General features: G+C 65.3%; 23 protein-coding genes and 1 pseudogene. 9 read left to right on the top strand and 15 right to left on the bottom strand.

The genetic code is table 11. The features are described 5' to 3' along the window. Positions 1 to 80 precede the first annotated feature (80 nt). Positions 81 to 998 carry an AEC family transporter gene (locus tag KPL81_RS18110; RefSeq protein WP_219793341.1) on the top strand — a complete coding sequence of 306 codons (918 nt, stop codon included), beginning with the start codon at positions 81 to 83 and terminating at the stop codon, positions 996 to 998. A 469-nt stretch (positions 999 to 1467) separates the two neighbouring features. On the opposite strand, the gene KPL81_RS18105 is transcribed toward KPL81_RS18110, so the two are convergent. Then, positions 1468 to 2373, bottom strand: a complete 906-nt coding sequence (locus tag KPL81_RS18105; protein ID WP_219793340.1) for a LysR substrate-binding domain-containing protein — start codon at positions 2371 to 2373, stop codon at positions 1468 to 1470. An 84-nt stretch (positions 2374 to 2457) separates the two neighbouring features. Between KPL81_RS18105 and KPL81_RS18100 the strand changes: the two are divergent. After that, positions 2458 to 3312 (top strand): annotated as a pseudogene (locus KPL81_RS18100) (DMT family transporter); the annotation flags it as partial. 10 nt (positions 3313 to 3322) lie between these two features. Here the strand turns inward: KPL81_RS18100 and trmB are convergent. The 3 genes from trmB to thiS are packed head-to-tail and all read right to left on the bottom strand — an operon-like array spanning position 3323 to position 5140. Then, entirely contained in the window at positions 3323 to 4063 is a 741-nt protein-coding gene (gene trmB, locus KPL81_RS20670; protein WP_240549369.1) for a tRNA (guanosine(46)-N7)-methyltransferase TrmB, read from the bottom strand. 24 nt (positions 4064 to 4087) lie between these two features. Continuing rightward, positions 4088 to 4882 (bottom strand): thiazole synthase, encoded by a 795-nt coding sequence (locus KPL81_RS18095; RefSeq protein ID WP_209474729.1) that lies wholly within the window; start codon positions 4880 to 4882, stop codon positions 4088 to 4090. 57 nt (positions 4883 to 4939) lie between these two features. Beyond that, positions 4940 to 5140: a sulfur carrier protein ThiS gene (gene thiS / locus KPL81_RS18090; protein WP_209474731.1), complete on the bottom strand. Its 201-nt coding sequence runs from the start codon at positions 5138 to 5140 to the stop codon at positions 4940 to 4942. Positions 5141 to 5244: 104 nt separating this feature from the next. Here thiS and KPL81_RS18085 point away from each other — a divergent pair, with 104 nt between their 5' ends. After that, complete coding sequence (locus KPL81_RS18085) at positions 5245 to 5646, top strand: DUF423 domain-containing protein (protein ID WP_219793338.1); 402 nt, start codon at positions 5245 to 5247, stop codon at positions 5644 to 5646. Here KPL81_RS18085 and KPL81_RS18080 read toward each other — a convergent pair. After that, positions 5622 to 6035: a PaaI family thioesterase gene (locus KPL81_RS18080; protein ID WP_209474734.1), complete on the bottom strand. Its 414-nt coding sequence runs from the start codon at positions 6033 to 6035 to the stop codon at positions 5622 to 5624. The two genes, KPL81_RS18085 and KPL81_RS18080, sit on opposite strands and share 25 nt — an antisense overlap. A 164-nt stretch (positions 6036 to 6199) precedes the next feature. Then, the gene (locus KPL81_RS18075; RefSeq protein WP_219793337.1) at positions 6200 to 8386 is read right to left on the bottom strand and encodes a malate synthase G; all 2187 of its coding nucleotides are present in this window, start codon (positions 8384 to 8386) and stop codon (positions 6200 to 6202) included. Positions 8387 to 8690: 304 nt separating this feature from the next. Here KPL81_RS18075 and KPL81_RS18070 point away from each other — a divergent pair, with 304 nt between their 5' ends. Both KPL81_RS18070 and KPL81_RS18065 read left to right on the top strand, forming a co-directional pair. After that, positions 8691 to 9674, top strand: coding sequence for an alpha/beta hydrolase (locus tag KPL81_RS18070; RefSeq protein WP_219793336.1), 984 nt, complete (start codon positions 8691 to 8693; stop codon positions 9672 to 9674). Further along, complete coding sequence (locus KPL81_RS18065) at positions 9668 to 10147, top strand: hypothetical protein (RefSeq protein WP_219793335.1); 480 nt, start codon at positions 9668 to 9670, stop codon at positions 10145 to 10147. Before KPL81_RS18070 ends, KPL81_RS18065 begins: the two co-directional genes overlap by 7 nt. Before the next feature lie 5 nt (positions 10148 to 10152). On the opposite strand, the gene KPL81_RS18060 is transcribed toward KPL81_RS18065, so the two are convergent. Both KPL81_RS18060 and KPL81_RS18055 read right to left on the bottom strand, forming a co-directional pair. Then, positions 10153 to 11658 (bottom strand): YifB family Mg chelatase-like AAA ATPase, encoded by a 1506-nt coding sequence (locus KPL81_RS18060; protein WP_219793334.1) that lies wholly within the window; start codon positions 11656 to 11658, stop codon positions 10153 to 10155. Positions 11659 to 11732: 74 nt separating this feature from the next. Then, positions 11733 to 12062, bottom strand: a complete 330-nt coding sequence (locus KPL81_RS18055) for an accessory factor UbiK family protein (RefSeq protein ID WP_219793333.1) — start codon at positions 12060 to 12062, stop codon at positions 11733 to 11735. A gap of 291 nt (positions 12063 to 12353) precedes the next feature. Here KPL81_RS18055 and KPL81_RS18050 point away from each other — a divergent pair, with 291 nt between their 5' ends. The 3 genes from KPL81_RS18050 (at position 12354) to glnK (ending at position 14542) form a co-directional block, all read left to right on the top strand. Further along, positions 12354 to 12692, top strand: a complete 339-nt coding sequence (locus KPL81_RS18050) for a P-II family nitrogen regulator (protein WP_209474746.1) — start codon at positions 12354 to 12356, stop codon at positions 12690 to 12692. Between the two features lie 47 nt (positions 12693 to 12739). Further along, the gene (locus KPL81_RS18045) at positions 12740 to 14065 is read left to right on the top strand and encodes an ammonium transporter (RefSeq protein WP_219793332.1); all 1326 of its coding nucleotides are present in this window, start codon (positions 12740 to 12742) and stop codon (positions 14063 to 14065) included. A gap of 138 nt (positions 14066 to 14203) precedes the next feature. After that, the gene (gene glnK, locus KPL81_RS18040) at positions 14204 to 14542 is read left to right on the top strand and encodes a P-II family nitrogen regulator (protein WP_086509163.1); all 339 of its coding nucleotides are present in this window, start codon (positions 14204 to 14206) and stop codon (positions 14540 to 14542) included. Between the two features lie 233 nt (positions 14543 to 14775). Here glnK and KPL81_RS18030 read toward each other — a convergent pair whose 3' ends face one another. Further along, positions 14776 to 15552, bottom strand: coding sequence for a ferredoxin--NADP reductase (locus KPL81_RS18030; protein WP_219793331.1), 777 nt, complete (start codon positions 15550 to 15552; stop codon positions 14776 to 14778). 146 nt (positions 15553 to 15698) lie between these two features. Here KPL81_RS18030 and KPL81_RS18025 point away from each other — a divergent pair, with 146 nt between their 5' ends. Then, a complete protein-coding gene (locus KPL81_RS18025; RefSeq protein ID WP_209474753.1) occupies positions 15699 to 16625 on the top strand; it encodes a LysR family transcriptional regulator in 927 nt (308 codons plus the stop codon). Positions 16626 to 16639: 14 nt separating this feature from the next. Here KPL81_RS18025 and KPL81_RS18020 read toward each other — a convergent pair whose 3' ends face one another. The 6 genes from KPL81_RS18020 to phnD form a co-directional block, all read right to left on the bottom strand. Next, positions 16640 to 18706, bottom strand: a complete 2067-nt coding sequence (locus KPL81_RS18020) for a methyl-accepting chemotaxis protein (protein ID WP_219793330.1) — start codon at positions 18704 to 18706, stop codon at positions 16640 to 16642. Positions 18707 to 18819: 113 nt separating this feature from the next. Continuing rightward, the gene (locus KPL81_RS18015) at positions 18820 to 19248 is read right to left on the bottom strand and encodes a host attachment protein (protein ID WP_209474757.1); all 429 of its coding nucleotides are present in this window, start codon (positions 19246 to 19248) and stop codon (positions 18820 to 18822) included. Between the two features lie 95 nt (positions 19249 to 19343). Continuing rightward, entirely contained in the window at positions 19344 to 20153 is an 810-nt protein-coding gene (gene phnE / locus KPL81_RS18010; protein WP_209474759.1) for a phosphonate ABC transporter, permease protein PhnE, read from the bottom strand. Then, positions 20147 to 20956: a phosphonate ABC transporter, permease protein PhnE gene (phnE, locus tag KPL81_RS18005; protein ID WP_209474761.1), complete on the bottom strand. Its 810-nt coding sequence runs from the start codon at positions 20954 to 20956 to the stop codon at positions 20147 to 20149. Before phnE (KPL81_RS18005) ends, phnE (KPL81_RS18010) begins: the two co-directional genes overlap by 7 nt. Next, on the bottom strand, positions 20943 to 21749 hold the full coding sequence (gene phnC / locus KPL81_RS18000; RefSeq protein WP_209474763.1) for a phosphonate ABC transporter ATP-binding protein: 807 nt from the start codon (positions 21747 to 21749) through the stop codon (positions 20943 to 20945). Before phnC ends, phnE (KPL81_RS18005) begins: the two co-directional genes overlap by 14 nt. A gap of 70 nt (positions 21750 to 21819) precedes the next feature. Next, the gene (gene phnD, locus KPL81_RS17995) at positions 21820 to 22827 is read right to left on the bottom strand and encodes a phosphate/phosphite/phosphonate ABC transporter substrate-binding protein (protein WP_209474764.1); all 1008 of its coding nucleotides are present in this window, start codon (positions 22825 to 22827) and stop codon (positions 21820 to 21822) included. Positions 22828 to 22956: the final 129 nt, after the last annotated feature.

Genomic DNA, 22956 nt, shown 5'->3' with positions numbered 1-22956 from the left:
TTTGTCGTCCGGCCAGGCGTGTACCGTTGTCGCAGGGTTTAACGCTCATTTAATGGCCAACCGCCACGAAGGATACCGCTATGCAAGGCGTCGCCGATGCCCTGGGCCCCCTGTTTCTGCTGATACTGCTCGGTGCCGCGCTAGGTCGGCTGCGCCAGCCGGACGGTGACTTCTGGGCGCAGCTCGAGAAGGTCATCTACTTCCTGCTCTTTCCTGCCATGCTGGTGGCCACCCTGGCGACCGCCAACGTGGACGAGGTGCCGGTGGTCCGCCTGGCTCTCGCCCTGCTCGGCAGCCTGGTCGCGTTCTCCGTCCTGCTGTGGGTCTCGCAGCGCCGGCTGGGACTCGAGGCGGCGGCCTTCACGTCGGTATTCCAGGGCGCGCTGCGTTTCAACACCTACGTCGGCGTGGCCGGTGCCGCCGCCCTGCATGGGTCGGCCGGCGCCACGGTGGCAGCGGTGGCCGTGGCGCTGATGGTGCCGGTGGTCAATGTGCTGTGCGTCGCCAGCTTCATAGCCGCCGGCACGCTCGGCCCCTCGAGCCTGGGCAAGAGTCTGGCGGCACTGGTGCGCAACCCGCTGATCCTCGCCTGCCTGGCCGGCATCGGCCTCAACCTCTCCGGCATCGGCCTACCCGGCTGGAGCGGCTCCGCAGTGGAGCTGCTGGGTCGCGCCGCCCTTCCACTGGGTCTGGTCGCGGTGGGTGTCGCTCTGCGCCCTCAGGCACTGCTGCGGGTGGACCGCGGTGTGTGGGCTGCCAACCTGGTCAAGCTGGCACTGATGCCCGCTCTGGTGTTCGCCTTGGCGCTTCTGTTGGGGCTGGATGCCGTTAGCCGCGACGTCGCTCTGCTGTTCGCCGCCCTTCCAACCGCCACCTCGGCCTACATCCTGTCTCGCCAGTTGGGCGGCGACGCCGAACTGATGGCCGCCCTCATTACCGGCCAGACGCTGCTGGCCATGGCCACCCTGCCCCTGTGGCTACACCTGGCCGGAAGCTGAAATAAAAAACATTCGCATTCGTGTTGACATCGATAATGAGAATGGCTTACATTGAAGGCGTGGTGTTGATGAGGCACCACGGCCATTAGGGGAACCGCCAGTTTCCCGCTATGGTTTCTCCCCCTCATTGCTAGTCACGGTCTTGCCTGCGCCTCCTCTGGAGGCGCTTTTTTTGTGCAAAAAATAGATCCCCTCATTGCTGCTTTATACAAATTCAGGGTCTTGCCTGCACCTCCCCTGGCAGCGCATTCTTGTGCAGAGAACACCCCTCATTGCTGCTTTATACAAATTCAGGGTCTTGCCTGCACCTCCCCTGGCAGCGCATTCTTGTGCAGAGAACACCCCCTCATTGCTGCTTTATACAAATTCAGGGTCTTGCCTGCACCTCCCCTGGCAGCGCATTCTTGTACAGAGAACACCCCCTCATTGCTGCTTTTTTCATATTCAAGGTCTTGCCTGCGCCTTCTCCTCACCCTGAGCCTGCACCGCGCCAGGGCCCGCGCCCACGCAGGCGTTCACGCAATAGCTCGGCCAGGGCCTCGGCGGCAGGTCTTGATCCAGGCTCGATGGATTGGGCGAAGTGCAGCTGCGCTTCGCAGCGCCCCAGCACGGGCAATCCTTCGTCTTCGCCGAGTTCGCGCATGGCCGGGGTGAGACGTTCGCGGTCGAGCACGCTGATCGCCAGGCCCCGTTCTACCGCCCGCTCGATGGCGTGAATGCTGGTGCTGGTGAACACCGCGTGCCAGGGCCTGCCGAGCCGTTCCAGCGCCTCGGTCGCCAACGCCCGATAGGGGCAATCGACCTCGTGCAGGGCCAGCGGCAGGCTGTCCCGCTCGGTCAGGTTGGCGATGCGTGGCGCCGCCCATACCGGCCTGGTGCGCCACAGCGGCTCGCCTCCTGGCAGCGCGATGGGGCGATCCAACACCACCGCCAGGTCCAGCCGCGCGCGCCCCAACTGGCGTGCCAGCTCACCGCTGGTGGCCGTCACTGCCTGCAGCAGCACCTCGGGGTGGCGCGAAGTGAACTCGGGCAACACGTCGCCGAGCAGCTCGCGGGCGTAATCCTCGGGCAGGCCGAAGCGTACCTTGCCTCGCAGGCCGCGCCCGGCATAGCGGGCGACGATCCCGTCATGCATGCGCAGCAATTCGCGCGTCTCCTGCAGCAGCGCCTCGCCCGTGGTGGTAGGCACCACGCCGCGCGGCCCGCGTTCCAGCAGGCGGGCTTCGAGCAGCGACTCCAGGCGCTTGATCTGCATGCTGATGGCACTCACGGTACGGTGCCGCTGTTCGGCCGCCGCCGCCAGCGAGCCAAGCTGAGCCGCCGCCTGGAAGCTGCGCAGCAGTTCGAGATCCAGCGTCGAGCTGACTTCAGCCATATTGAACCCTGACTGCAACAAATATCGCTTCATTGAAGCCTCTATGGCGGTCAAGCTCAAGCTCCCTCATCGAGGAGTAGGAAAATGCCACATCAGGCCCTATCGCTATTGATCGCCGTCGGCTTCGTGGTGTGCTGGAGTTCGGGCTTCGTCGGCGGCCGACTCGCCAGCGCATTGGATACGCCAGTGCTTGCGCTATTTGCCTGGCGCTTTTTGCTCGCCGCCCTGCTGGTGGCGCTATGGTGCCGATGGCGGCTCGGCGAAGCGCCGAGGGCGAGAGACATGCGACGTGAGATGGCGGTCGGCAGCCTGACCATGGGCGGCTACTTGCTGGGCGTGATCGTGGCCATCGACCTGGGCGTCAGCGCCAGCGTCACGGCGCTCGTCACCGCCCTGCAGCCGCTGCTGGCGGCGGCACTGGCAGGCCCCCTGCTGGGAGAGCGCCTACTACCGCGAGGCTGGCTGGGAATGCTCGTCGCCACCCTGGGCGTGACGCTGTGCGTGGCCGACGACATGCAGCAACCGCTGGCCGCGCCGTGGTGGGCCTATCTGCTGCCGCTGCTGTCGGTGATCTCGGTCACGCTCGGCAGCGTACTGGCCGTGCGCCAGGCACCCGCCATGCCGCTATCGGCGGCGCTGCTGGCCCAGTTGCTCGCGGCCGCGGGCATCTTCCTGCTGGCCGCGCTTGCAGCGGGGGGAGGAAAGCTGCCAGCGCCGACGCGCGAGCCCCCTTTCCTCGCCGCCATCGCCTGGCTGGTGGTGCTGTCGAGCCTGGGCGGCTACGGCTTCTTCATCGCCAGCCTGCGTCGGCTGGGCATCACGCTGACCTCGGCGCTGGTACACCTGACGCCGGGGGTGACGCTGCTGTGGGCCGCGGCAATGTTCGGCGAACGTCTCGGCCCGACAGGCATCGCCGGCATGGTGCTGGCCGGCGGCGGCGCCGGCCTGGCTATTCGCTACGTTCGAAGATCAGATCCCACACGCCGTGACCGAGACGCTCGCCGCGCGCCTCGAACTTGGTCAGCGGACGAAACGCAGGCCGCGGCACATAGGGTGCCGTCTCCGGGGTCGCAGAGTTGACGTAGCCCGGCGCGGCCGCCATCACCTCGGCCATCCACTCGGCATAGGCCTGCCAGTCGGTGGCCATGTGCAACTTACCGCCCAGCTTCAAGCGGGTGCGAATCAGCTCGACGAAGGCGGGCTGCACGATGCGCCGCTTGTGGTGCTTCTTCTTCGGCCAGGGGTCGGGGAAGAACAGCTGCAGGGTGTCGAGGCTGGCTTCCGGCAGGCACTGTTCGAGCACGGCCAGGGCGTCCTCGCGATAAACGCGGAGGTTGGTCAGGCCACGCTTGTCGGCCTCGTCGAGCAGCTTGCCCACCCCCGGGGCGTGCACCTCGATACCGATGAAATCGGTATCGGGATGGGTCTCGGCCTGCTCGATCAGCGAGGCGCCCATCCCAAAGCCGATCTCCACCACCCGCGGTGCCCGGCGCCCGAACAGGGCGTCGAGGTCCTGCCGCCCGTTGGCCAGGGTCAGGCCCAGCCGCGGCCAGACCTCGTCCAGGCCGCGGGTCTGGGCCTGGGTCATGCGCCCGGCACGCAGCACGTAGCTCTTGATGCCGCGACGATGCAGCGGGGCGTCCGATCCTTCCGGGCCGGTGGTGGCAATATCGCGTTGCGGGTCACTCATGGATTCGTTGTGGCTCCGGTGGGTTCAGCCGTTGATGCGGCCGGCAAAGGGCGAGGAGGGCTCGGCGGTCTGACGACGCGGCATGCGACCGGCGAGGAAGGCCTCGCGTCCGGCCTCGACGGCTTTCTTCATGGCGCTGGCCATCAGCACGGGCTGATGCGCGTGGGCAATGGCCGAGTTCATCAGCACGCCGTCGCAGCCCAGCTCCATGGCCATAGCGGCATCGGAAGCGGTGCCGATCCCGGCATCCACCAGCACCGGCACCTGCGCCTGGTCGATTATCAGGCGGATGTTGTGCGGGTTCTGGATGCCATGGCCGGAGCCGATCAGCGAGCCCAACGGCATGATCGCGCAGCAACCCAGACGCTCGAGCTCCTTGGCGACGATGGGGTCGTCGCTGGTATAGACCATCACGTCGAAGCCGTCTTTGATCAGCTCTTCCGCCGCCTTGAGGGTCTCGACCACGTTGGGGTAAAGGGTCGTGTCGTCGCCGAGCACCTCGAGCTTGACCAGCTTGTGGCCATCAAGCAGCTCGCGGGCCAGCTTGCAGGTGCGCACGGCATCCTTGGCAGTATAGCAGCCGGCCGTGTTGGGCAGCAGGGTGAAACGATCCGGCGGCACCACGTCGAGCAGGTTGGGACCGGCCTCCTGGCCGAGGTTGGTACGCCGCACGGCAAAGGTAACCACCTCGGCGCCGGAGGCGGCGATGGCATCGGCCGTCTCGTCGAAGTCCTTGTACTTGCCAGTACCGACCAGCAGGCGGGAGGTGAAGGCGTGGCCGGCAATCCGCAGCGGTTGATCCTGATAGAAATCTGTCATCGCATGAGCCTGTGTCTGTAGCGGAATCTGGAGGAACGGGCGGGAGAGGAGTCCCCTCTAGCCGCCGCCGATGGCATGCACGATCTCGATACGGTCGCCGTCGGTCAAGGACGTGGTCTCGTGCTCGCTCTTCGGCACGATCTCCTCGTTGCGCTCGACGGCGATACGCCGCCCGCTCAGACCAAGGCTGTCGATCAACTGCGCCAGCGTGAGACCGGGGGCAAGGTCTCGGGCCTCACCGTTTAGCTGAATCTGCATGGCGTGCTCTCCACGTTGACGAGTGTCGCGGGCCGATATTGTAGCCCCTTAGCGCTCCCCGCGGTACGGTAGGCGGCAATGCCTTATCCGCAGGAGGAGACACGATGCATGACCGCGGTTGGTGGTGCCTGGCGGCGCTCTCGGGTGCCGTGACGGTCATGGCCGGCGCGTTCGCTGCCCATGCTCTGCAGGGGGCATTGCCCGAGCGCCTGTTCGGCGCCTTCGAGACCGGCGTGCGCTACCAGGCCTGGCACACCCTGGCGATGCTTGGTGTATTGGCCTGGCGTGCGTCGCGACCGATGCACGGTCAGTATCTGGTATTGGGGCTTTGGACAACGGGAATGCTGCTGTTCTCCGGCTCTCTCTATGCCATGGCTTTCAGCGGACTCGGCGGCCTGGGCATGGTAACGCCGTTCGGCGGCGTGCTGATGATCGCCGGCTGGCTGGCGCTTGCCCTCTGTGCGCTGCGGGCCCGCTACGATCAGTCGGAGTCGGGAATGACATAAGTGGCGGTAACCAGCGCCACCGGGCGCTCGTCACCAGCCGAGAACAGCTGCACTTCACCTACCGCCAAGCGGCGTCCCAGCTTGAGCAGACGCGCCGTGGCGATGATATCGCGGTCGCCGCGCGGGCGGCGCAGGAAACGGCAGTGCAGATCGCTGGTGACCGCCATGGGCTCGGGGCCGATCTGACCGAGAATGGCCACGTAGAGGCAGACATCGGCCAGACCCATCAGGGTGGGCCCGGAGACGCTTGAACCCGGTCGCAGGTGCTCATCCTCGATGGCCAGACTCATGGTCGCCCGCATGTCGTCGACGGCCTCGATGGTCCCGATACGCTGGGGAAACACCTCGTCGAGAAAGTCCTCGATGGCAGCGGCGGTCATCACGGTCATCGGCAGGCTCCTGGTGAGTTGGCTGGGGTGGCTGCCGAAAAGGCAACGCAGCTCAACATAACCCAAAGCGCCCCGGGCGGGTACCCGGGGCGCTTCATGATACTGGCCTCAATCAGGACGGCCGAAGCCAGCCCGGCTGGTGGCTCAGTCTCCGGTGCCCCATGTCACTTTGCCTTGTGCACGGCGCGCCAGTGGTGCAGCAGCGGCTCGGTGTAGCCGGAGGGCTGTACGCGGCCCTTGAAGATCAGGTCGCTGGCCGCCTGGAAGGCGCTTGAGCCGGCATAATCGGCCGACATCGGCGTGTAGGCCGGATCGCCGGCGTTCTGCTCGTCGACCACCTTGGCCATGCGCTCCAGGGTCTTCTTCACGCGCTCTGCATCGACCACGCCATGGTGTAGCCAGTTGGCGATGTGCTGGCTGGAGATGCGCAGCGTGGCTCGATCCTCCATCAGGCCCACGTCATGGATGTCAGGTACCTTGGAGCAGCCCACGCCGTGCTCGACCCAGCGCACCACGTAGCCGAGGATACCCTGGCAGTTGTTGTCGAGCTCCTGCTGAATCTCTTCGTCGGACCAGCCGGCCTTCTCGGCCACCGGCACGGTGAGCAGGTTGTCGAGCAGCTCTTCAAGCAGGGCAGGTTCGCCCTGGGCTTCCAGTTCGCGCTGGATTTCGGCGACGTCGATCTGGTGGTAGTGCAGTGCGTGCAGCGTAGCGGCCGTCGGCGACGGCACCCAGGCGGTGTTGGCACCGGCCTTGGGGTGACCGACCTTCTGCTCCAGCATGGCGGCCATCAGGTCAGGCATGGCCCACATGCCCTTGCCGATCTGAGCCCGGCCACGCAGGCCACAGGCCAGGCCGACCAGCACGTTGCTGCGCTCGTAGGCCCCGATCCAGGCGGCGTTCTTCATGTCGCCCTTGCGGATCATCGGGCCCGCTTCCATGGCGGTGTGCATCTCGTCGCCGGTGCGGTCGAGGAAGCCGGTGTTGATGAACACCACGCGGGAGGTGGCCTCGGCGATACACGCCTTGAGGTTGACCGAGGTGCGACGCTCCTCGTCCATGATGCCCATCTTCAGCGTGTCGCGGGCCAGGCCCAGCAGGTCCTCGATGCGGCCAAACAGCTCGTTGGAGAAGGCGACTTCCTTGGGACCGTGCATCTTCGGCTTGACGATGTAGACCGAGCCCTGGCGCGAGTTGCGCGGATCGTCCTCGCGCTTCTTGAGATCGTGCATGGCCAGCAGGCTGGTAACGATGCCGTCGAGAATGCCTTCGGGCAGCTCGTTGCCGTCGGCGTCGAGCACCGCCGGAGTGGTCATCAGGTGGCCGACGTTGCGCACGAACATCAGCGAGCGCCCGGGTAGCGTGAGGCTGCCGCCGTCCGGCGTGGTGTAGCGGCGATCGTCGTTGAGACGTCGCGTGAAGGTCTTGCCGCCCTTCTCGATCGCCTCCTCCAGGTCGCCCTTCATCAGCCCCAGCCAGTTGGCGTAGACGCCGACCTTGTCCTCGGCATCAACCGCCGCCACGGAGTCCTCGCAATCCATGATGGCAGTCAGTGCGGCCTCGACCAGCAGGTCCTTGACGCCGGCCGGATCAGTCTTGCCGATCGGATGGCTGGGGTCGATCTGAATCTCCAGGTGCAGATCGTGATTGGCGAGCAGGATCGCCTCGGGGCTGGCGGCATCGCCGCGATAGCCGATCAGCTTGCCCGGCTCCTTCAGCCCGGTCTCGCGGTCCCCTTCGAGGGTCACCACCAGTTGGCCGTCGCGCAACGCATACTTGACCGCGTCACGATGGCTGCCGTTGGCCAACGGGGCGGCCAGGTCGAGCACGCCGCGGGCGTAAGAGATGACTTTCTCGCCGCGCTTGGGGTTGAAACTTGCGCCCTTCTCGGCACCATCTTCCTCGGAGATGGCATCGGTGCCGTAGAGCGCGTCGTAGAGGCTGCCCCAACGGGCATTGGCGGCGTTGAGCGCGTAGCGGGCGTTGCTTACCGGTACCACCAGCTGCGGGCCGGCCTGAACGGCGATCTCGCGATCCACGTTAGCGGTGGAAACCGTCACCTGGGAGGGCGTCTCCACCAGGTACCCGATCTCTTCGAGGAAAGCGCGGTAGACGCTCATGTCGCGCACCGGGCCGGGGTTCTGCCGGTGCCAGGTATCCAACTGCTCCTGCAGGCGCTCGCGCTCGGCGAGCAATTCCCGGTTTTTTGGTGTCAGATCATGAAAGATGGCATCGACCCCGGCCCAGAAGCTCTCGGCATCGAGACCGGTGCCGGGGAGAGCCCGGTCGTTGATGAAGCGGTCCAGTTCAGCGGCCACCTGGAGACGATGGCGTGTGACGCGTTCGGACATGGAAAAGTCTCCTCCTGCGTGGCGGCCGATGTCGTGCGCTCGGCCAGCCGCAATTCGTGGGGTGATACCACTGCGAAGGCGCCAATTCTGTGGAAAACTGTTCCACATGTAAACCCGAAGGAAGGGCTACCCTACTAGACATAGGGTTAAGACCCGATTTTTTGACCAAACGGTCAAAAAAATGTGGCGTATCACGGTGATAGCTCACCCACAGCATGGTCGGTAGATAAACTTGCTGCACGCTCCGTGCCGCTGTAGACGAAAGGATTCGAGGGGACAATGTCTTGATTCGCTGGAGAACGCCATGACCGACTTCACCCCTCTGCAGGCGTTGGGGCCGATTGCCCCCTTCCGGGCCGATGGAGAGCCTTCGCTGACCGGTTATCTGAGCCACTACGGTCTCGCCCCGCTGCTCTCCGAGCAGGTCGGGCTTTATGTGGGTTACGTGGATGCCCAGCGCTACCAGCTATGGACGCAGGTGTGGAGCCCAGCAGCGCCGATCGGCACGGTATTCGTTGTGCATGGTTACTACGATCATCTCGGGCTCTACCGGCATCTGCTGGAGCGGCTGCTGACGCGCCGTTGGCGGGTGGTGCTGTGGGATCTACCGGGGCATGGTCTGTCCAGCGGCAAGCGTGCCTGCATCGATGACTTCGCCCACTACGGCGAATGCCTGCATGCCCTGCAGGAGCAGCTGGACGCCGGGGGGCTCGCCCCTCGCCCGTGGCTCGGTATCGGCCAGAGTACCGGCGCCGCCATTCTCGCCACCGATGCCTTGAGCCGTCCCGGCGAAGGTCATTGGTCGGGCCTGGCGCTGCTCGCTCCTCTGGTGCGCCCCTTCGGCTGGCCCCAGGCCGGATGGCTGCACACCCTGGTGGGGCCTTTCGTACAGAGCGTGCCACGCAAGTTCCGCGCCAACTCCACCGATGCCGAGTTTGCCGCCTTCCTGCGCGAACATGATCCGCTGCAGCCGAACCATCTCTCACTCAACTGGGTCAGCGCCATGCGCCGCTGGATGCCCCAGCTACTCGCTCTTCCCCCCTGCGACCTGCCCACCCTGATCCTGCAAGGGGAGCAGGACGTCACGGTGGACTGGGAGTGGAACCTGGCGGTACTGGAGCGCAAGTTTCCCAACGCCCGCATACATCGCCACCCGGAAGCGCGACATCACCTGGTCAACGAGGCCGAGCCCATTCGCACCGCCCTGTTCACCGCTCTCGATACTTTCGTTGCCGAATTGGAACTAGGCCCTGCGCCGGCCGCCCAGGAACGCTTCTCCCGATGCTGAGACCTATCGCACTGCTGCTGTTTTTCACTCTGTTCGCCGGTTGCGCCAGCCAGCCACCCGAGCCCGATCCCATTCGCCGAGCACTGCAGAACCTGAGCGACCGCGCCGTGGCCAGGGTGCTGGACGTGGACGCCCTGCAGCCTACCCAGGAGCAGGTACTGCTGCTGGTGTCGCCACAGGTGGATAACAGCCTTGAGATCGGCAGCGAGCGCCTCCTGGAAAGCCTCACCCGCGCCCTGCTGGGCGCCAGCGACGGCCCTCAGGTGCTCGACTGGCGCCCGGCCATGAGCGGCGAAGGCGGCGATCACCAGTGGCGCATGGAGAGCCGCCTGGAAGCCACGGCGCCACGCCTGCGCCTCTCCGATCGCGACCTGCTGCCCTATCGCCTCACCCTGTCGCTCTATCGCCCCGACGGGGAGCGCGCGCTGTGGCAGACCGAGATCGAGGGCGCCTTCGACGCCACGGCGTTGTAGTGCCCCTACCCTTGGCGGAGCTGGCGATCCAACTGCCGATAGCCGATCGCCTCCATCAGCTCGCCACGCTCCGGATGCGGCTTACCAGCCAGGTCGGCCAGGGTCAGCGCCACACGTAGTACACGGTGGTAGGCCCGCGCCGAGAGGCGCAAGCGCTCGAGCACCCCGGCCAGCCAGGCACGGTCGGCCGTCGACAGGGCGCAGGCCGCTTCCAGCTCGCGCCCGCCCAGGTGAGCGTTGAGCGCACCTCGGGCGTATTGCCGTTCGCGTGCCGCCATGACCCGGGCACGCACCTCTGCCGAGCTTTCACCCACTTCGCGGGACGTGAGCTGCTCCGGTGGCAACGCCGGCACTTCGATCTGCAGGTCGATGCGGTCGAGCAGCGGCCCCGAAAGACGCGACTGGTAGCGCTGAATCTGTGCTGCGGTGCACTGGCAGGCCTGGCGCGGATCGCCGAGGTGGCCGCAGGGGCACGGGTTCATCGCCGCGACGAGTTGGAACCGCGCCGGAAATTTACGCTCGTGGTTGGCGCGGGCGATATGAATGCGCCCCGACTCCATCGGTTCACGCATCACCTCGAGTACGTGGCGGCTGAACTCGGGCAGCTCGTCGAGGAACAGCACGCCGTGATGAGCCAGCGAGATCTCACCCGGTCGCGGCCAGGAGCCACCTCCGACCAGGGCCACGGCGCTGGCGGTATGGTGCGGCGCACGAAAGGGCCTACGCCCCCACTGCTCGGCCAGAGGCAGGCCGCACACCGAGCGAATGGCGGCGACTTCCAAGGCCTCCTCCTCGGTGAGCTCGGGCAGGATGCCGGGCAGGCGGCTCGCCAGCATGGTCTTGCCGGTACCGGGCGGGCCGGCGAACAGCAGGTTGTGCGAACCGGCCGCGGCGATCTCCAGCGCACGGCGCGCCTGATGCTGGCCGCGCACCTCGGCCAGATCACCCTCGCGGGTATCGGCGACGGGCGGCGTTTCGAGACGGTGCGCGGCGATCGGCTTCTGCCCCAGCAGATGGGCCATCACGTCGAGCAGGTGCTCGGCCGGCAGCACCTGCAGGTCGCCGGCCAGCGCCGCCTCGTCGGCGTTCTCCCTGGGCACGATCAGCTTGCGCCCGGCCTTGCGTGCGGCCAGCGCCAGAGGCAGCACCCCGCTGATGGGGCGCAGGCGGCCGTCCAGCGCCAGCTCGCCGACGCTTTCGATACCCTCGACCGCCTCGCCGGGTACTTGACCGGAGGCGATCAGGATGCCCAGCGCGATGGGCAAGTCGAAGCGCCCGCCGACCTTGGGCAGGTCGGCGGGCGCCAGGTTGAGTACGATCCTGCGGGTATTGGGGAAGTCGAAGCCGGCATTGGTGAGGGCGCTGCGCACCCGCTCGCGGCTCTCCTTGACGGCGGCCTCGGGCAGGCCCACCAGGGTCATCCCCGGCAGGCCATTGGCCAGGTGTACCTCGACTTGTACCTCGGGCGCTTCCAGCCCCAGGCCGGCCCGTGTGGCAACGATCGCCAGCATCGTGCGGTCCCTCGCAGTCCATTAGAGAAGGGCTAGATACTAGCACTGTGCCGCAACGAGCTCTCCACGCTGGCTCAGCGCTTGGCTTCGTCGGCCGCGGCTTGGTCTTCGTCGAAGCCTTCTGGCGGCGTAAGGCTCGCCTGGGGCGCAGGGGTGTCGCGGGCTGCCAGCGCCTCTTCCAATGCCGCGACCTGCTGCTCCAGCGCTTCGACCCGGATCCGCGTGCGCTGCATCACGTCCATGAGGATGTCGAAATCTTCCCGCGACACCAGCTCCAGGCGATCGAAGGCCCCGCGCACGACCTGCTGCACGCCCTTCTGAAACTCCTCCGGCGCCTGGGCCGCCCCCTGCAGGCGCTCGCCTAGCTGCTGCGCCAGTCGGCTGATGGGGTCCTGATTCGCCATGGTGCGCTCCTCCTGTTGGCCTGCTGATGTTGGACTACAGCATACGCAAGGCCCCGCCACCGCGCATTCCCTTCTCTCGCCCTCTCATGACGCAGGCGCACCATGAGCCAGCACCACTCTGGTGCACGACCGCAGAACCGGCTGCGCCATTGCGGCGCAAGACATGCCACTAGGTACCGGCAACTACATGTTTCATCGCACATAAAAATGGATTGGCACGTTCCGCGCATGGGGAGAGGTACAGCCGGCTGGCGACCCCCGCCGCCCCTATTTCCAGCAGGGAGAAACGCGATGAAGCTCATCACCGCCATCATCAAGCCATTCAAGCTCGACGACGTTCGTGAGGCGCTGGCCGACAACGGCGTCCAGGGCATCACCGTAACCGAAGTGAAAGGCTTCGGGCGCCAGAAGGGTCACACAGAGCTCTACCGCGGCGCCGAATACGTGGTCGATTTCCTGCCCAAGGTGAAGGTCGAGGTCGCCGTGGACGACTCACGTCTGGAATCGGTGCTGGATGCCATCTGCAGCGCAGCCAACAGCGGCAAGATCGGCGACGGCAAGGTCTTCGTGACCCCGCTGGAGGATGTGATCCGCATCCGCACCGGCGAACGCGGCGCCGAGGCCGTGTAACGCCCCCTACAACAACTCGCAGCAACAAGAGCGATGGAGTAACTCCCATGAGTGAACTTGCCGAGTTGAGCTATGCGCTCGACACCTTCTACTTCCTGATCTGCGGCGTGCTGGTGATGTGGATGGCCGCGGGCTTCTCGATGCTCGAGGCCGGACTGGTGCGGGCCAAGAACACCGCCGAGATCCTGACCAAGAACATCGCCCTGTTCGCCATCGCCTGCACCATGTACCTGCTGGTGGGCTACGCCATCATGTATTCGAGCGATGCTGGCGGCATCCTGCCCAACCTGGGCGTACTGATCGGCGCCGAGAATGGCGTGGACGCGGTCACCGCCGGCGGCGACGATGCCCCCTACTACTCCATGCGTGCCGACTTCTTCTTCCAGGTGGTATTCGTCGCCACCGCCATGTCGATCGTCTCGGGTGCCGTGGCCGAGCGCATGAAGCTGTGGGCCTTCCTCGCCTTCGCCGTGGTCATGACCGGCGTCATCTATCCGGTCTCGGGCTACTGGACCTGGGGTGGCGGCTGGCTCTCCGAGCTGGGCTTCTCCGACTATGCCGGCTCCGGCATCGTGCACATGGCCGGTGCGGCCGCGGCGCTTGCCGGTGTGCTGATCCTCGGCCCACGCAAGGGCAAGTACGGCAAGGACGGCAGCATCCATGCCATTCCCGGTGCCAACCTGCCGCTGGCCACCGTGGGTACCTTCATCCTGTGGATGGGCTGGTTCGGCTTCAACGGCGGCTCCGAGCTCAAGCTCTCCGACGTGGCCTCGGCCAACAATGTGGCTCAGGTACTGGTCAACACCAACGCCGCTGCGGCTGGGGGGGTCATCGCCGCACTGATCCTGGCCAAGCTGTGGTTCCGCAAGGCCGACCTGACCATGGCGTTGAACGGCGCCCTGGCCGGCCTGGTGGCGATCACCGCCGGCCCGCTGACGCCCTCGGCGCTGGGCGCCACGCTGATCGGCGCCGTGGGCGGGATCATCGTGGTGGCTGCCATCGTGATGCTGGACAAGCTGAAGATCGACGATCCGGTCGGCGCCATCTCGGTGCACGGCGTGGTCGGCATCTGGGGCCTGCTGGCAGTGCCGCTGTCCAACGGCGACGCCACCTTTGGCGCTCAGATCATCGGTGCGATTGCCATCTTCGCCTGGGTCTTCGCCGCCAGCCTGGCCGTGTGGCTGATCATCAAGGCGATCATGGGCGTTCGCGTCAGTGACGAGGAGGAGTACGAGGGGGTCGATCTGGCCGAATGCGGCATGGAAGCCTATCCCGAGTTCAGCGTCGCCCGGGTCTACGGCGGCAGCGGCGGCCGCCCGCAGTCCGGCGGCTACGGCGTCGGTGCGCCGCTCGGCCAGCCCCACGCCGAGTAAGCGCGACAATCTTGGCACAAGGCTCCCTGCGGGGAGCCTTTTTTCTTCCTGCCAGCGGCGGTGTATGCTTGGAGCCAACTGCTACCGTATCAACCGGGTCCGACCTGCGGACTCTGCCCGACCATGAGGAAACAGACCATGAAACTGGTGACCGCCATCATCAAGCCGTTCAAGCTCGACGACGTTCGCGAGTCGCTTTCGGAGATCGGCGTCCAGGGCATCACCGTCACCGAGGTGAAGGGCTTCGGCCGCCAGAAAGGCCACACCGAGCTCTACCGCGGCGCCGAGTACGTGGTCGACTTCCTGCCCAAGGTTAAGGTCGAGATCGCCATCGACGACGACCTCGTCGAGCAGGTGATCGACGCCATCACCCAGGTCGCCAATACCGGCAAGATCGGCGACGGCAAGATCTTCATCACCCCGCTGGAGCAGGTCATTCGCATCCGCACCGGCGAAACCGGCAAGGACGCCGTATAGACCCTAGACCCAGGTCGCGCCTACACATTCAGCAAGATCGGCGACGGCAAGATCTTCATCACCCTGCTGGAGCAGGTCATTCGCATCCGCACCGGCGAAACCGGCAAGGACGCGGTGTAACAACTGGGAAGCCAGCAAGCAAAAAACCCACGACCGCGAGGCCGTGGGTTTTTTGAAGCGTCGGCAAGCGCCGAAACGTCTTGAGCGCCCGAAACGTGAGCGAGCGTCCTTTTTTACTTCTCGACGAAGGCGCGCTCGATCACGTAATCCCCCGGCTCGCCCATACGCGGCGAGATGTTGAAGCCCAGATCGTCGAGCAGTGCGCTGGTCTCGTCGAGCATCGCCGGGCTGCCGCAGATCATGGCGCGGTCCTGCTTGGGGTCCATCGGTGCTACGCCGGTGTCCTCGAACAGCTTGCCGCTGCGGATATGATCGGTGAGGCGTCCCATGGTGTGGAACTCTTCGCGGGTCACGGTGGGGTAGTAGACCAGCTTCTCGCGGATCTCGTCGCCCAGGTACTCATGCGCCGGCAGCTCCTGCTGGATGAAGTCGGCATAGGCCAGTTCGCTGACGCTGCGTACGCCGTGCACCAGAATCACCTTCTCGAAGCGCTCGTACACTTCCGGATCCTGGATCAGGCTCATGAACGGCGCCAGGCCGGTGCCGGTGGAAAGGAAGTAGAGGTTGCGCCCCGGCAGCAGATCGTCGGTGACCAGGGTGCCGGTGGGCTTGCGGCTGACCATGATCTGGTCGCCCACCTTGAGGTGCTGCAGGCGCGAGGTCAGCGGGCCGTCGGGTACCTTGATGCTAAAGAACTCAAGGTGGTCCTCGTAGTTGGGGCTGGCGATGGAGTAGGCACGCATCAGCGGCTTGCCATTCACTTCCAGACCGATCATCACGAACTGACCGTTCTTGAAGCGCAGACTGCGCTCGCGGGTGGTGCGGAAGCTGAACAGGGTGTCGTTCCAGTGATGGACGCTAAGCACCTCTTCCAACGAAAACTTGCTCATGCCGGCTCCTTTCTATTCCAATTTCGAATAACTCAAAGGGCAAATCGATTTGCTTGCATTATAAGAGCGCAAGGTTTATCTGTTAATTGGATTGTATGGATAACCTTTATCCAGACCACTGATATAGATCAACGCCAGGCTTATTCATGCACTTCACCCTGCGCCAGCTCGAGGTCTTCGTCGCCGTCGCCCAGCACGAGAGCGTCTCGCGTGCCGCGCGCGCCCTCTCCCTATCGCAGTCGGCCACCAGCACCGCCCTGGCCGAACTCGAGCGCCAGTTCGACTGCCAGCTGCTCGACCGCGTCGGCAAGCGGCTGCGGCTCAATGCACTAGGCTTCCAGCTGCTGCCCAAGGCGGTGGCACTGCTCGACCGTGCTGACGAAATCGAGGAGATCCTGCACGGCCAGCAGGGCATCGGCTCGCTCGACGTGGGCGCCACTCTGACCATCGGCAATTACTTGGCGACGCTGCTGATCAGCGACTTCATGCAGCGTCACCCGGGCAGCCGAGTGCGGCTTGCAGTGCGCAACACGCGGGAAATCGTCGACCGCGTGCGCCAGCACGAGCTCGATCTGGGGCTCATCGAGGGGCACTGCGAGGAGGAGGACGTCATTACCCAGCCCTGGGTGGAGGACGAGCTGTCGGTGTTCTGTTCGCCGCGCCATCCGCTGGCAGGACAGGGACCGGTGGAGCTCGACCGCCTGCTGCGTGAGGCGTGGATCATGCGCGAGCAGGGCTCGGGCACGCGCATGACGCTGGAACAGGCCGCGCGTCACCGACGCGGACGCTTCAACACCCTACTTGAGCTGGAACATACCGAGGGCATCAAGCGGGCGGTGGAGTCGGGGCTCGGCATCGGTTGCGTGTCGAAGCTGGCGCTGCGCGACGCCTTCCGCCGCGGCAGCCTGGTGCCGATTGCCACGCCGGAGCTCGACCTGAGCCGTCAGTTCGCCTTCATCTGGCACCGTCACAAGTACCTGGCCACCGGCATGCGCGAGTTCTTGCGCCTGTGTCGGCAAATGACCGAAGGCGTCAGGCGCAGCGACGAGATCGACCTGCCGCCGGTATCCTGACGCCCTTGTCGCCGCTAGCGGCGTTCGCTCAAGCGAAAGCCGCCCACGACCCTGGCCAGGCGATCGGCCTGCTCGCTGAGCTGCTCGGCGGCGGTGGTCGATTCCTCCACCAGCGCCGCGTTCTGCTGGGTCATGCGGTCGAGGTCGGCCACCGCCACACTGACCTGGCCGATGCCATCGCTCTGCTCGGCGGCGGCCATGCTGATCTCACCGAGCATATGCGCCACCCGGTTCACGCTGGCCACCAGTTCGTGCATGCTCTCGCCGGCGCGACCCACCAGCTCGGCGCCGTTGGCGACACGCTGGGTCGAGGCATCGATCAGTGCGCGGATGTCACGCGAGGCCTCGGCGCTGCGCGTGGCGAGCTGGCGAACCTCACCGGCCACCACGGCAAAGCCGCGGCCATGCTCGCCGGCCCGTGCAGCCTCGACCGAGGCATTGAGCGCCAGCAGGTTGGTCTGGAAGGCGATGCCGTCGATGACCTTGACGATTTCGCCGATCTGCTCCGACGAGCGGCTGATCTCGTCCATGGTATCCACCACTTGGCCGACCGTCTCCCCCGAACGCTGAGCGACCTCGGAGGCCGTTTTCGACAGGCCGTTGGCCTCGCGCGAGGACGTCGAGGTGTGTTCGACGGTGGCGGAGATCTCCTCCATCGAGGCCGAGGTCTGCTGCAGGCTGGCGGCGGCCTGCTCGGTGCGCCGTGACAGGTCCTCGCCGCCGCTGGCGATTTCGCTGGCCGCCACGCGCACCGACTCGCTGCTGTCACGCACGTCGAGCAGCACGTCGTGGATCTTGTCGACGAAGGCGTTGAACTGGGTGGCGAGTTCGGCACTCTCGTCGCGCCCACGCACCGGCAGTCGCTGGGTCAGATCGCCATCGCCACTGGCGATCTCACGCATGCGCTCGGCCAGCAACCGCAGCGGCCGCGAGACCCGGGTGCCGACCCACCACAGCGCGGCGAGTCCCAGCGCCGCCAGTAACAGGCCGACCAGCGCCATGCCCAGGGTATCGGCGCGACGCTGCTCACCCAGCACCTCCTGCAGGGTCGCAAGCTCTGCCATGACGGCCTCCTCGGGCAGGCGGATCAGCAGCGTCCAGGGCGCGTCGCTATCGCCGATAGTGAAAGGCTGGTAGCGTTCGAGCAGGCCCTCGCGCACCAGACTCACGCTCACACCCTCCGTGCGCGCCTGCTCGATGGCGGCGAGCACATCGCCATCGAATGCCTCGCTCGCCGCTGCGCCGAGCCGCTCGGCATCGGCGGTATGCGCCACCAGGCCGCCGCGCCCCGCGATCAGCGCCATCTCGCCCGCCCCACCGTAGAGCGACTGATTGGCCTCGAGCAGCAGCGCCTGGATGAAGTCGAGCGCCAGGTCGACCCCGGCAACGCCGCGAAACTCGCCGTCGACCAGAATCGGCACATTGAACGACGTGACCAGCAGCGTCTCGTCGCCATACTCGTAGGGCGCCGGGTCGATGATGCAGGGGGCCAGGGTCTCGCGCGGGCAGAGATAGTACTCGCCTTCACGTACGCCGCTGGCGAGCACCGCGGTGCTCTCCATGGTCCCACCCAGCGGCAGCACCTCGACCTCACCGTCGCCGCTACGATACCACCAGGGCATGAAGCGGCCGCTGCCATCGTAGCCATCGCTTTCGCCAAGGTCGGCATACAGCGCGTCGCGGCCGAAGGCGTCGGGCTCCCAGCCGATGAAGGCATCCAGCAGCGATGGGTTCTCGACGACGGTCTGGCGCACCAGGTTGGAGAGTTCGCGACGGCTCAGCGAGAGGGAGCGGCGGCCGCTGGCATCCTGCTGCCCCATCAGCGCATTGGTGTCGGCCAACTGAGTCGCCAGCGTCAGCGCATGCTCGAGTTCACGCTGAATGCGTCCGGCCTCGGCATCGGCCAGTACCGCCAGGCGTTCGTCGATCGCTCCCTCGAGCAGCTCTCGGGTATGGGCCTCGACGGTCTGCTGGGTACGCGCCGAGGAGAACAGGCCGTAGAGGACCAGGGCCACGACCACGGCCAACAGGCAGGGGCCGGCCAGCAGGACAACGAACTGGCGGATCGATTTGAGGTGCATGGGCGCTCTCGCTGAAATAGAAGCCGGTAATCGCGAAGAAAACTTCGCTTTCATGGCTCTCTTATCGGCAAGAACGCCCCCATCTTGAGACGAAAGTTTGAGGATGGATGGGATCAGCGCATATCGCTGACAGCCTGCTGGATGTCGTTTAGCGGCGCCTTGGACAGGTCCTTGTCCAGGGTATGGATAACCAGCTTGCTGGTCGGACCGTCGAGCTTGTCGCGCAGCACACCCAGGAAGCGTGGCGGTGCCACCAGGATCAACTTGTCCATGCTGTTGTCGACCCGGGCCTTGTAGATGCGCTCGGCGATCTGCTTGGCGAAGATCTCGGCTTCGTGATCCAGAGCCACGCTGTCTCCCCGACTGGAGCGCCGGGTCTGAGAGGTCGATTCATCCATGGCGCCCGTGGCGCCCGTCACCAAGTCTCCCTCGTGCAGCCGCCCTTCGGCGTGTACCAGACTCTCTTTCTCCTCCAGCTTGAGCGCATCGCGTGTAAACACGCGAGCCCGCGCCGCATCGGCCACCACGATATACGTTGTCATAGCCTCTCCTTGAGTCGGGTTGAAGTCAAAGCCCGCCTTCCCGTTGCGGACTCTCTATCTCCAAAATGGCAAGCAGACTCTCAAGGGTCAACCGGTTACAGCACCTTGCCCCGCAGCAGGCCGGTCACCGCCTCGCCGATCAAGACGAGCACCACGATGGCGATCAGGATGGTGGCTACCGTGGGCCAGGCGAAGGTGTCGATGGCACCCTGCAGGATCACCCCGATGCCGCCGGCGCCGACCAGGCCCAGCACCGTCGATTCGCGAATGTTGATGTCCCAGCGCAGGATGACGATGGCAAAGAAGGCCGGCATCACCTGCGGCACGATGGCATAGGCGATCACCTTGGCCTTGGACGCACCGGTGGCCTCCATGGCCTCCACCGGGCGGCGGTCGATCTCTTCGATCGCTTCGCCCATCAGCTTGCCGATGAAGCCCACCGAGCGAAACATGATGGCGAGTATTCCGGCCAGTACTCCCGGGCCGAAGATTGCCACGAACAGCAGTGCCCAGATGATGGTGTTCACCGAGCGGCTGGCGACCAGGATGAAGCGGCCCAGCCACAGGCAGGCACGGTTGGGAGTGGTGTTCTGGGCGGCAATGTAGGAGACCGGCAGCGCAATGAAGATCGTCAGCGCGGTGGCCAGCGTGGCGATGTGCACCGTCTCGAGCAGCGCATTGACGATCGCCGCCAAACGCGAGGGGTCGGGCGGCCACATGCGCGCACCGAGGCTCGATATCTGGTTGGGCGCGTCCCACACCCAGGGCCAGAAGATATCGATGTCGCGCACCGCCCAGTAGACCACCATCACGGTGGCCAACAGCACGGCGTAGCGGATCATGCGCTGTTTGCGGTCATAGCGTCGCCACACGCGGTCGGCCAAGGCGCCGGCACGATCTACCATATCTTCTTCCTCACCCAGCCGCTGATGCCTTCACTGACCAGAATCACCGCAATGATCGTGAGCAGGATGGCAAAGGCAAAATCGTAGTCGTAACGCCCGAAGGCGTTCATCAAGGTGCCGCCAATGCCGCCGGCACCGACGATGCCGACCACCGCCGAAGCGCGCAGGTTACTGTCGAGCTGGTACATGGAGAGCCCTACCTGGCGCGGCAGGATCTGCGGGAATACGGCGTAGACCAGGGTGGCGAGGTAGCCCGCGCCAGCGGCCTTCATCGCCTCGACCTGGCCCCAGTCGATCTCCTCGATCTCCTCGGCCAGCAGTTTGCCGACGAAGCCGATCGAATAGATCGTCAGGGTGAGGATACCGGCCAGGGGCCCGAAACCCACCGCGGCGACGAACAGGATGGCGACGATCACCGGATGGAAGCTGCGCGAGACGATGATCACCGCGCGCCCGAGCAGGTAGATGGGCTTGGGCGCCACGTTCTTGGCAGCCATCACGGCAAAGGGAATCGACAGCGCCACGCCGAGCAGCGTGGCCAGGATGGCGATCTGGAAGCTCTCCTTGAAGCCGGTGAGCAGCAGTTCGCTGCGCTCGAAGCTGGGCGGAAAGCCGCCGCCGAAGATACGCGCCGCTCGCGGCAGGCCCTCGCTGATGCGCTCCCAGTTGAACGGCAGCGAGCCGAACGCCCACACCAGATAGACGAGTATCGCCAGCCACAGCCCATAGCGCAGTAACGGGCTGGCAATGAAGGGCGGCTTGCGCCAGGTGCGCGGCGCACCGACAGGGTCAGGTGGAGTCATGCGCCACTCCCTGTCTCGAGCGGCCAGGCTCCGCGGTGATCTCGTCCTCAGCGGCTTCGATGCCGCCATAGATGGCGTCCAGCGCCTCCTTGGTGAAGTCGGCCGGGACGCCGTCGAAGATCATTTTCCCATGGCGTAGTCCGACGATGCGCTCGGTATAGGCCTTGGCCTGGGCCACATTGTGGATATTGATCAATACCGGCAGCGAGAGCTCACTGGCCAGGCTCTGCAGCAGTTTCATGATCTGCTCGGAGGTGCGCGGATCGAGCGAGGCCGTCGGCTCGTCGGCGAGCAGGATCTCGGGCTCCTGCATCAGCGCCCGCACCACACCGACACGCTGGCGCTCGCCGCCGGAGAGTTCGTCGGCACGCTTGTTGGCGTAGTGGGCGATGCCCACCCGCTCCATCAGCTGGAAGGCACGCTCGATGTCGCTCTGGGGATAGCGCCGGGTAACGGCCTGGAAAAGATTGACGTAGCCGAGTCGGCCAGCCAGCACGTTCTCCATCACCGTCAATCGGTCGATCAGGTTGAAGCCCTGGAAGACCATGCCGATCTTGCGTCGAGCCCGGCGCAACTCGCGCCCTTTGAGGTTGACCAGCTCGGTGCCGTTGAGCCGGATCGAGCCCGAGGTCGGCTCCACCAGGCGGTTGATGCAGCGCAGCAGGGTACTCTTGCCGGCACCGGAGGCACCGACGATTGACACTACGCTGCTTCCTTCTACCTTCAGGTCGAGCTCTTCCAGTACCGGCTTGTCACGGCCGTAGCGCTTGACCAGTCGCGTTATTTCCAGCATGCCACTCCCTCATACCACCAGGAACGAGGGGCCCCGGCCATGCCGAGAGCCCCGACGCAGTTCACCAGACTTACTCCTGGTCCAGGTTCTCGGGAGTGTATTCGACTCCGTTGGCGTTCTGGATGGTACGGATGACCTTCCAGTGTTCCTGATAGTTGATGGGGATGAACTTCTCGACACCCTCGAACTCGTCGCCCAGCTCGGTGCCCTCGAACTCAAAGGAGAAGAAGGCCTCCTCGATCTTGTCGACCAGGTCGGGGTGCAGGTTGTGAGCATAGGTATACGAAGTAGTGGGGAAGCGATCCGACTCGAAGATCATGCGCACCTCCTCGGGATCGTAGAGGCCACGGGCGGCCATGCGCTCGACCACCTCGGAAGCCACCGGGGCGGCATCGTAGTCGCGGGCGACCACGCCGAGCATCGACTGATCGTGGCTGCCGGAGTAGACCACCTCGTAGTCCTCTTCGGGTACGACCCCCAACTCGGGAAACAGGGCACGCGGCGCCTGGTTGCCGGAGTTGGAGGTCGGCGAGGTGTGCGCAATGCGCTTACCCTTGAGATCCTCCAACTCCTCGATGTCGGAGTCGACGTGGGTGTAGACCTGCAGGGTGTAGCCGAACTGGCCGTCGTCGGAGCCCATCAGGGCGAAAGGCACCGCCCCCGCCAGGTTGACGGCAAACGGCGTCGGCCCGGTTGAGAAGCCTGCGATGTGAAGTCGTCCGCTGCGCATGGCCTCGACTTGCGCCGAGTTGGACTGCACGGCGAAGAAGCGCACGTCGCGCCCGGTCACTTCCTTCAGGTGGTCGATGAAGGGCTGCCAGATATCGGAGTAGATGGCCGGATCCTCCACCGGGGTATAGGCGAAGATCAGCGTATCGGGATCGACCCATTCGGATTCGTCGCTGGGACGGTCGGCCACCAGGTCGCCATCCTCGTCACAGTAGATCTGGTCCAGGTCGCCGCGCTGGCAATCGGACTGAGCCTGCGCCTGGGCGGGCAACAGCAGAAGCAGCGGCAGCAGTGAGGTGAAGGCCAGCGTGGCGAAGGGGGAACGACGGAACGTCCTGATAGTTGTCATTGGCGTGTCTCTCTGTATCACTGTCATTATGTTGTTGTCAGCGATGGCGGGAGCGAAAATGCCCAGGAAAGCCGCTCATCTGCTCGAAAGCGAACACGGTAAGGCCCATATGATCGCAAACGAAACTAA

The organism is Billgrantia antri (genome assembly GCF_019430905.1).
Lineage (GTDB): Bacteria > Pseudomonadota > Gammaproteobacteria > Pseudomonadales > Halomonadaceae > Halomonas > Halomonas antri.
Note: the sequence above shows the minus strand (reverse complement) of the source record. Positions and strands in the feature narration are given on the sequence as shown.

Excerpts from the sequence above, each read along its gene's own strand:
- KPL81_RS18105 (WP_219793340.1), bottom strand. The coding sequence starts at position 2,373 with ATGGCTGAAGTCAGCTCGACGCTGGATCTCGAACTGCTGCGCAGCTTC.
- KPL81_RS18015 (WP_209474757.1), bottom strand. The coding sequence starts at position 19,248 with ATGACAACGTATATCGTGGTGGCCGATGCGGCGCGGGCTCGCGTGTTT.
- glnK (WP_086509163.1), top strand. The coding sequence starts at position 14,204 with ATGAAACTGGTGACCGCCATCATCAAGCCGTTCAAGCTCGACGACGTT.
- phnC (WP_209474763.1), bottom strand. The coding sequence starts at position 21,749 with ATGCTGGAAATAACGCGACTGGTCAAGCGCTACGGCCGTGACAAGCCG.
- KPL81_RS18020 (WP_219793330.1), bottom strand. The coding sequence starts at position 18,706 with ATGCACCTCAAATCGATCCGCCAGTTCGTTGTCCTGCTGGCCGGCCCC.
- phnE (WP_209474761.1), bottom strand. The coding sequence starts at position 20,956 with ATGACTCCACCTGACCCTGTCGGTGCGCCGCGCACCTGGCGCAAGCCG.
- KPL81_RS18095 (WP_209474729.1), bottom strand. The coding sequence starts at position 4,882 with ATGACAGATTTCTATCAGGATCAACCGCTGCGGATTGCCGGCCACGCC.
- KPL81_RS18060 (WP_219793334.1), bottom strand. The coding sequence starts at position 11,658 with ATGCTGGCGATCGTTGCCACACGGGCCGGCCTGGGGCTGGAAGCGCCC.
- phnD (WP_209474764.1), bottom strand. The coding sequence starts at position 22,827 with ATGACAACTATCAGGACGTTCCGTCGTTCCCCCTTCGCCACGCTGGCC.
- KPL81_RS18025 (WP_209474753.1), top strand. The coding sequence starts at position 15,699 with ATGCACTTCACCCTGCGCCAGCTCGAGGTCTTCGTCGCCGTCGCCCAG.
- KPL81_RS18080 (WP_209474734.1), bottom strand. The coding sequence starts at position 6,035 with ATGACCGTGATGACCGCCGCTGCCATCGAGGACTTTCTCGACGAGGTG.
- KPL81_RS18055 (WP_219793333.1), bottom strand. The coding sequence starts at position 12,062 with ATGGCGAATCAGGACCCCATCAGCCGACTGGCGCAGCAGCTAGGCGAG.
- phnE (WP_209474759.1), bottom strand. The coding sequence starts at position 20,153 with ATGGTAGATCGTGCCGGCGCCTTGGCCGACCGCGTGTGGCGACGCTAT.
- thiS (WP_209474731.1), bottom strand. The coding sequence starts at position 5,140 with ATGCAGATTCAGCTAAACGGTGAGGCCCGAGACCTTGCCCCCGGTCTC.
- KPL81_RS18065 (WP_219793335.1), top strand. The coding sequence starts at position 9,668 with ATGCTGAGACCTATCGCACTGCTGCTGTTTTTCACTCTGTTCGCCGGT.
- KPL81_RS18045 (WP_219793332.1), top strand. The coding sequence starts at position 12,740 with ATGAGTGAACTTGCCGAGTTGAGCTATGCGCTCGACACCTTCTACTTC.
- KPL81_RS18075 (WP_219793337.1), bottom strand. The coding sequence starts at position 8,386 with ATGTCCGAACGCGTCACACGCCATCGTCTCCAGGTGGCCGCTGAACTG.
- KPL81_RS18070 (WP_219793336.1), top strand. The coding sequence starts at position 8,691 with ATGACCGACTTCACCCCTCTGCAGGCGTTGGGGCCGATTGCCCCCTTC.
- KPL81_RS18085 (WP_219793338.1), top strand. The coding sequence starts at position 5,245 with ATGCATGACCGCGGTTGGTGGTGCCTGGCGGCGCTCTCGGGTGCCGTG.
- KPL81_RS18110 (WP_219793341.1), top strand. The coding sequence starts at position 81 with ATGCAAGGCGTCGCCGATGCCCTGGGCCCCCTGTTTCTGCTGATACTG.
- trmB (WP_240549369.1), bottom strand. The coding sequence starts at position 4,063 with ATGAGTGACCCGCAACGCGATATTGCCACCACCGGCCCGGAAGGATCG.
- KPL81_RS18050 (WP_209474746.1), top strand. The coding sequence starts at position 12,354 with ATGAAGCTCATCACCGCCATCATCAAGCCATTCAAGCTCGACGACGTT.
- KPL81_RS18030 (WP_219793331.1), bottom strand. The coding sequence starts at position 15,552 with ATGAGCAAGTTTTCGTTGGAAGAGGTGCTTAGCGTCCATCACTGGAAC.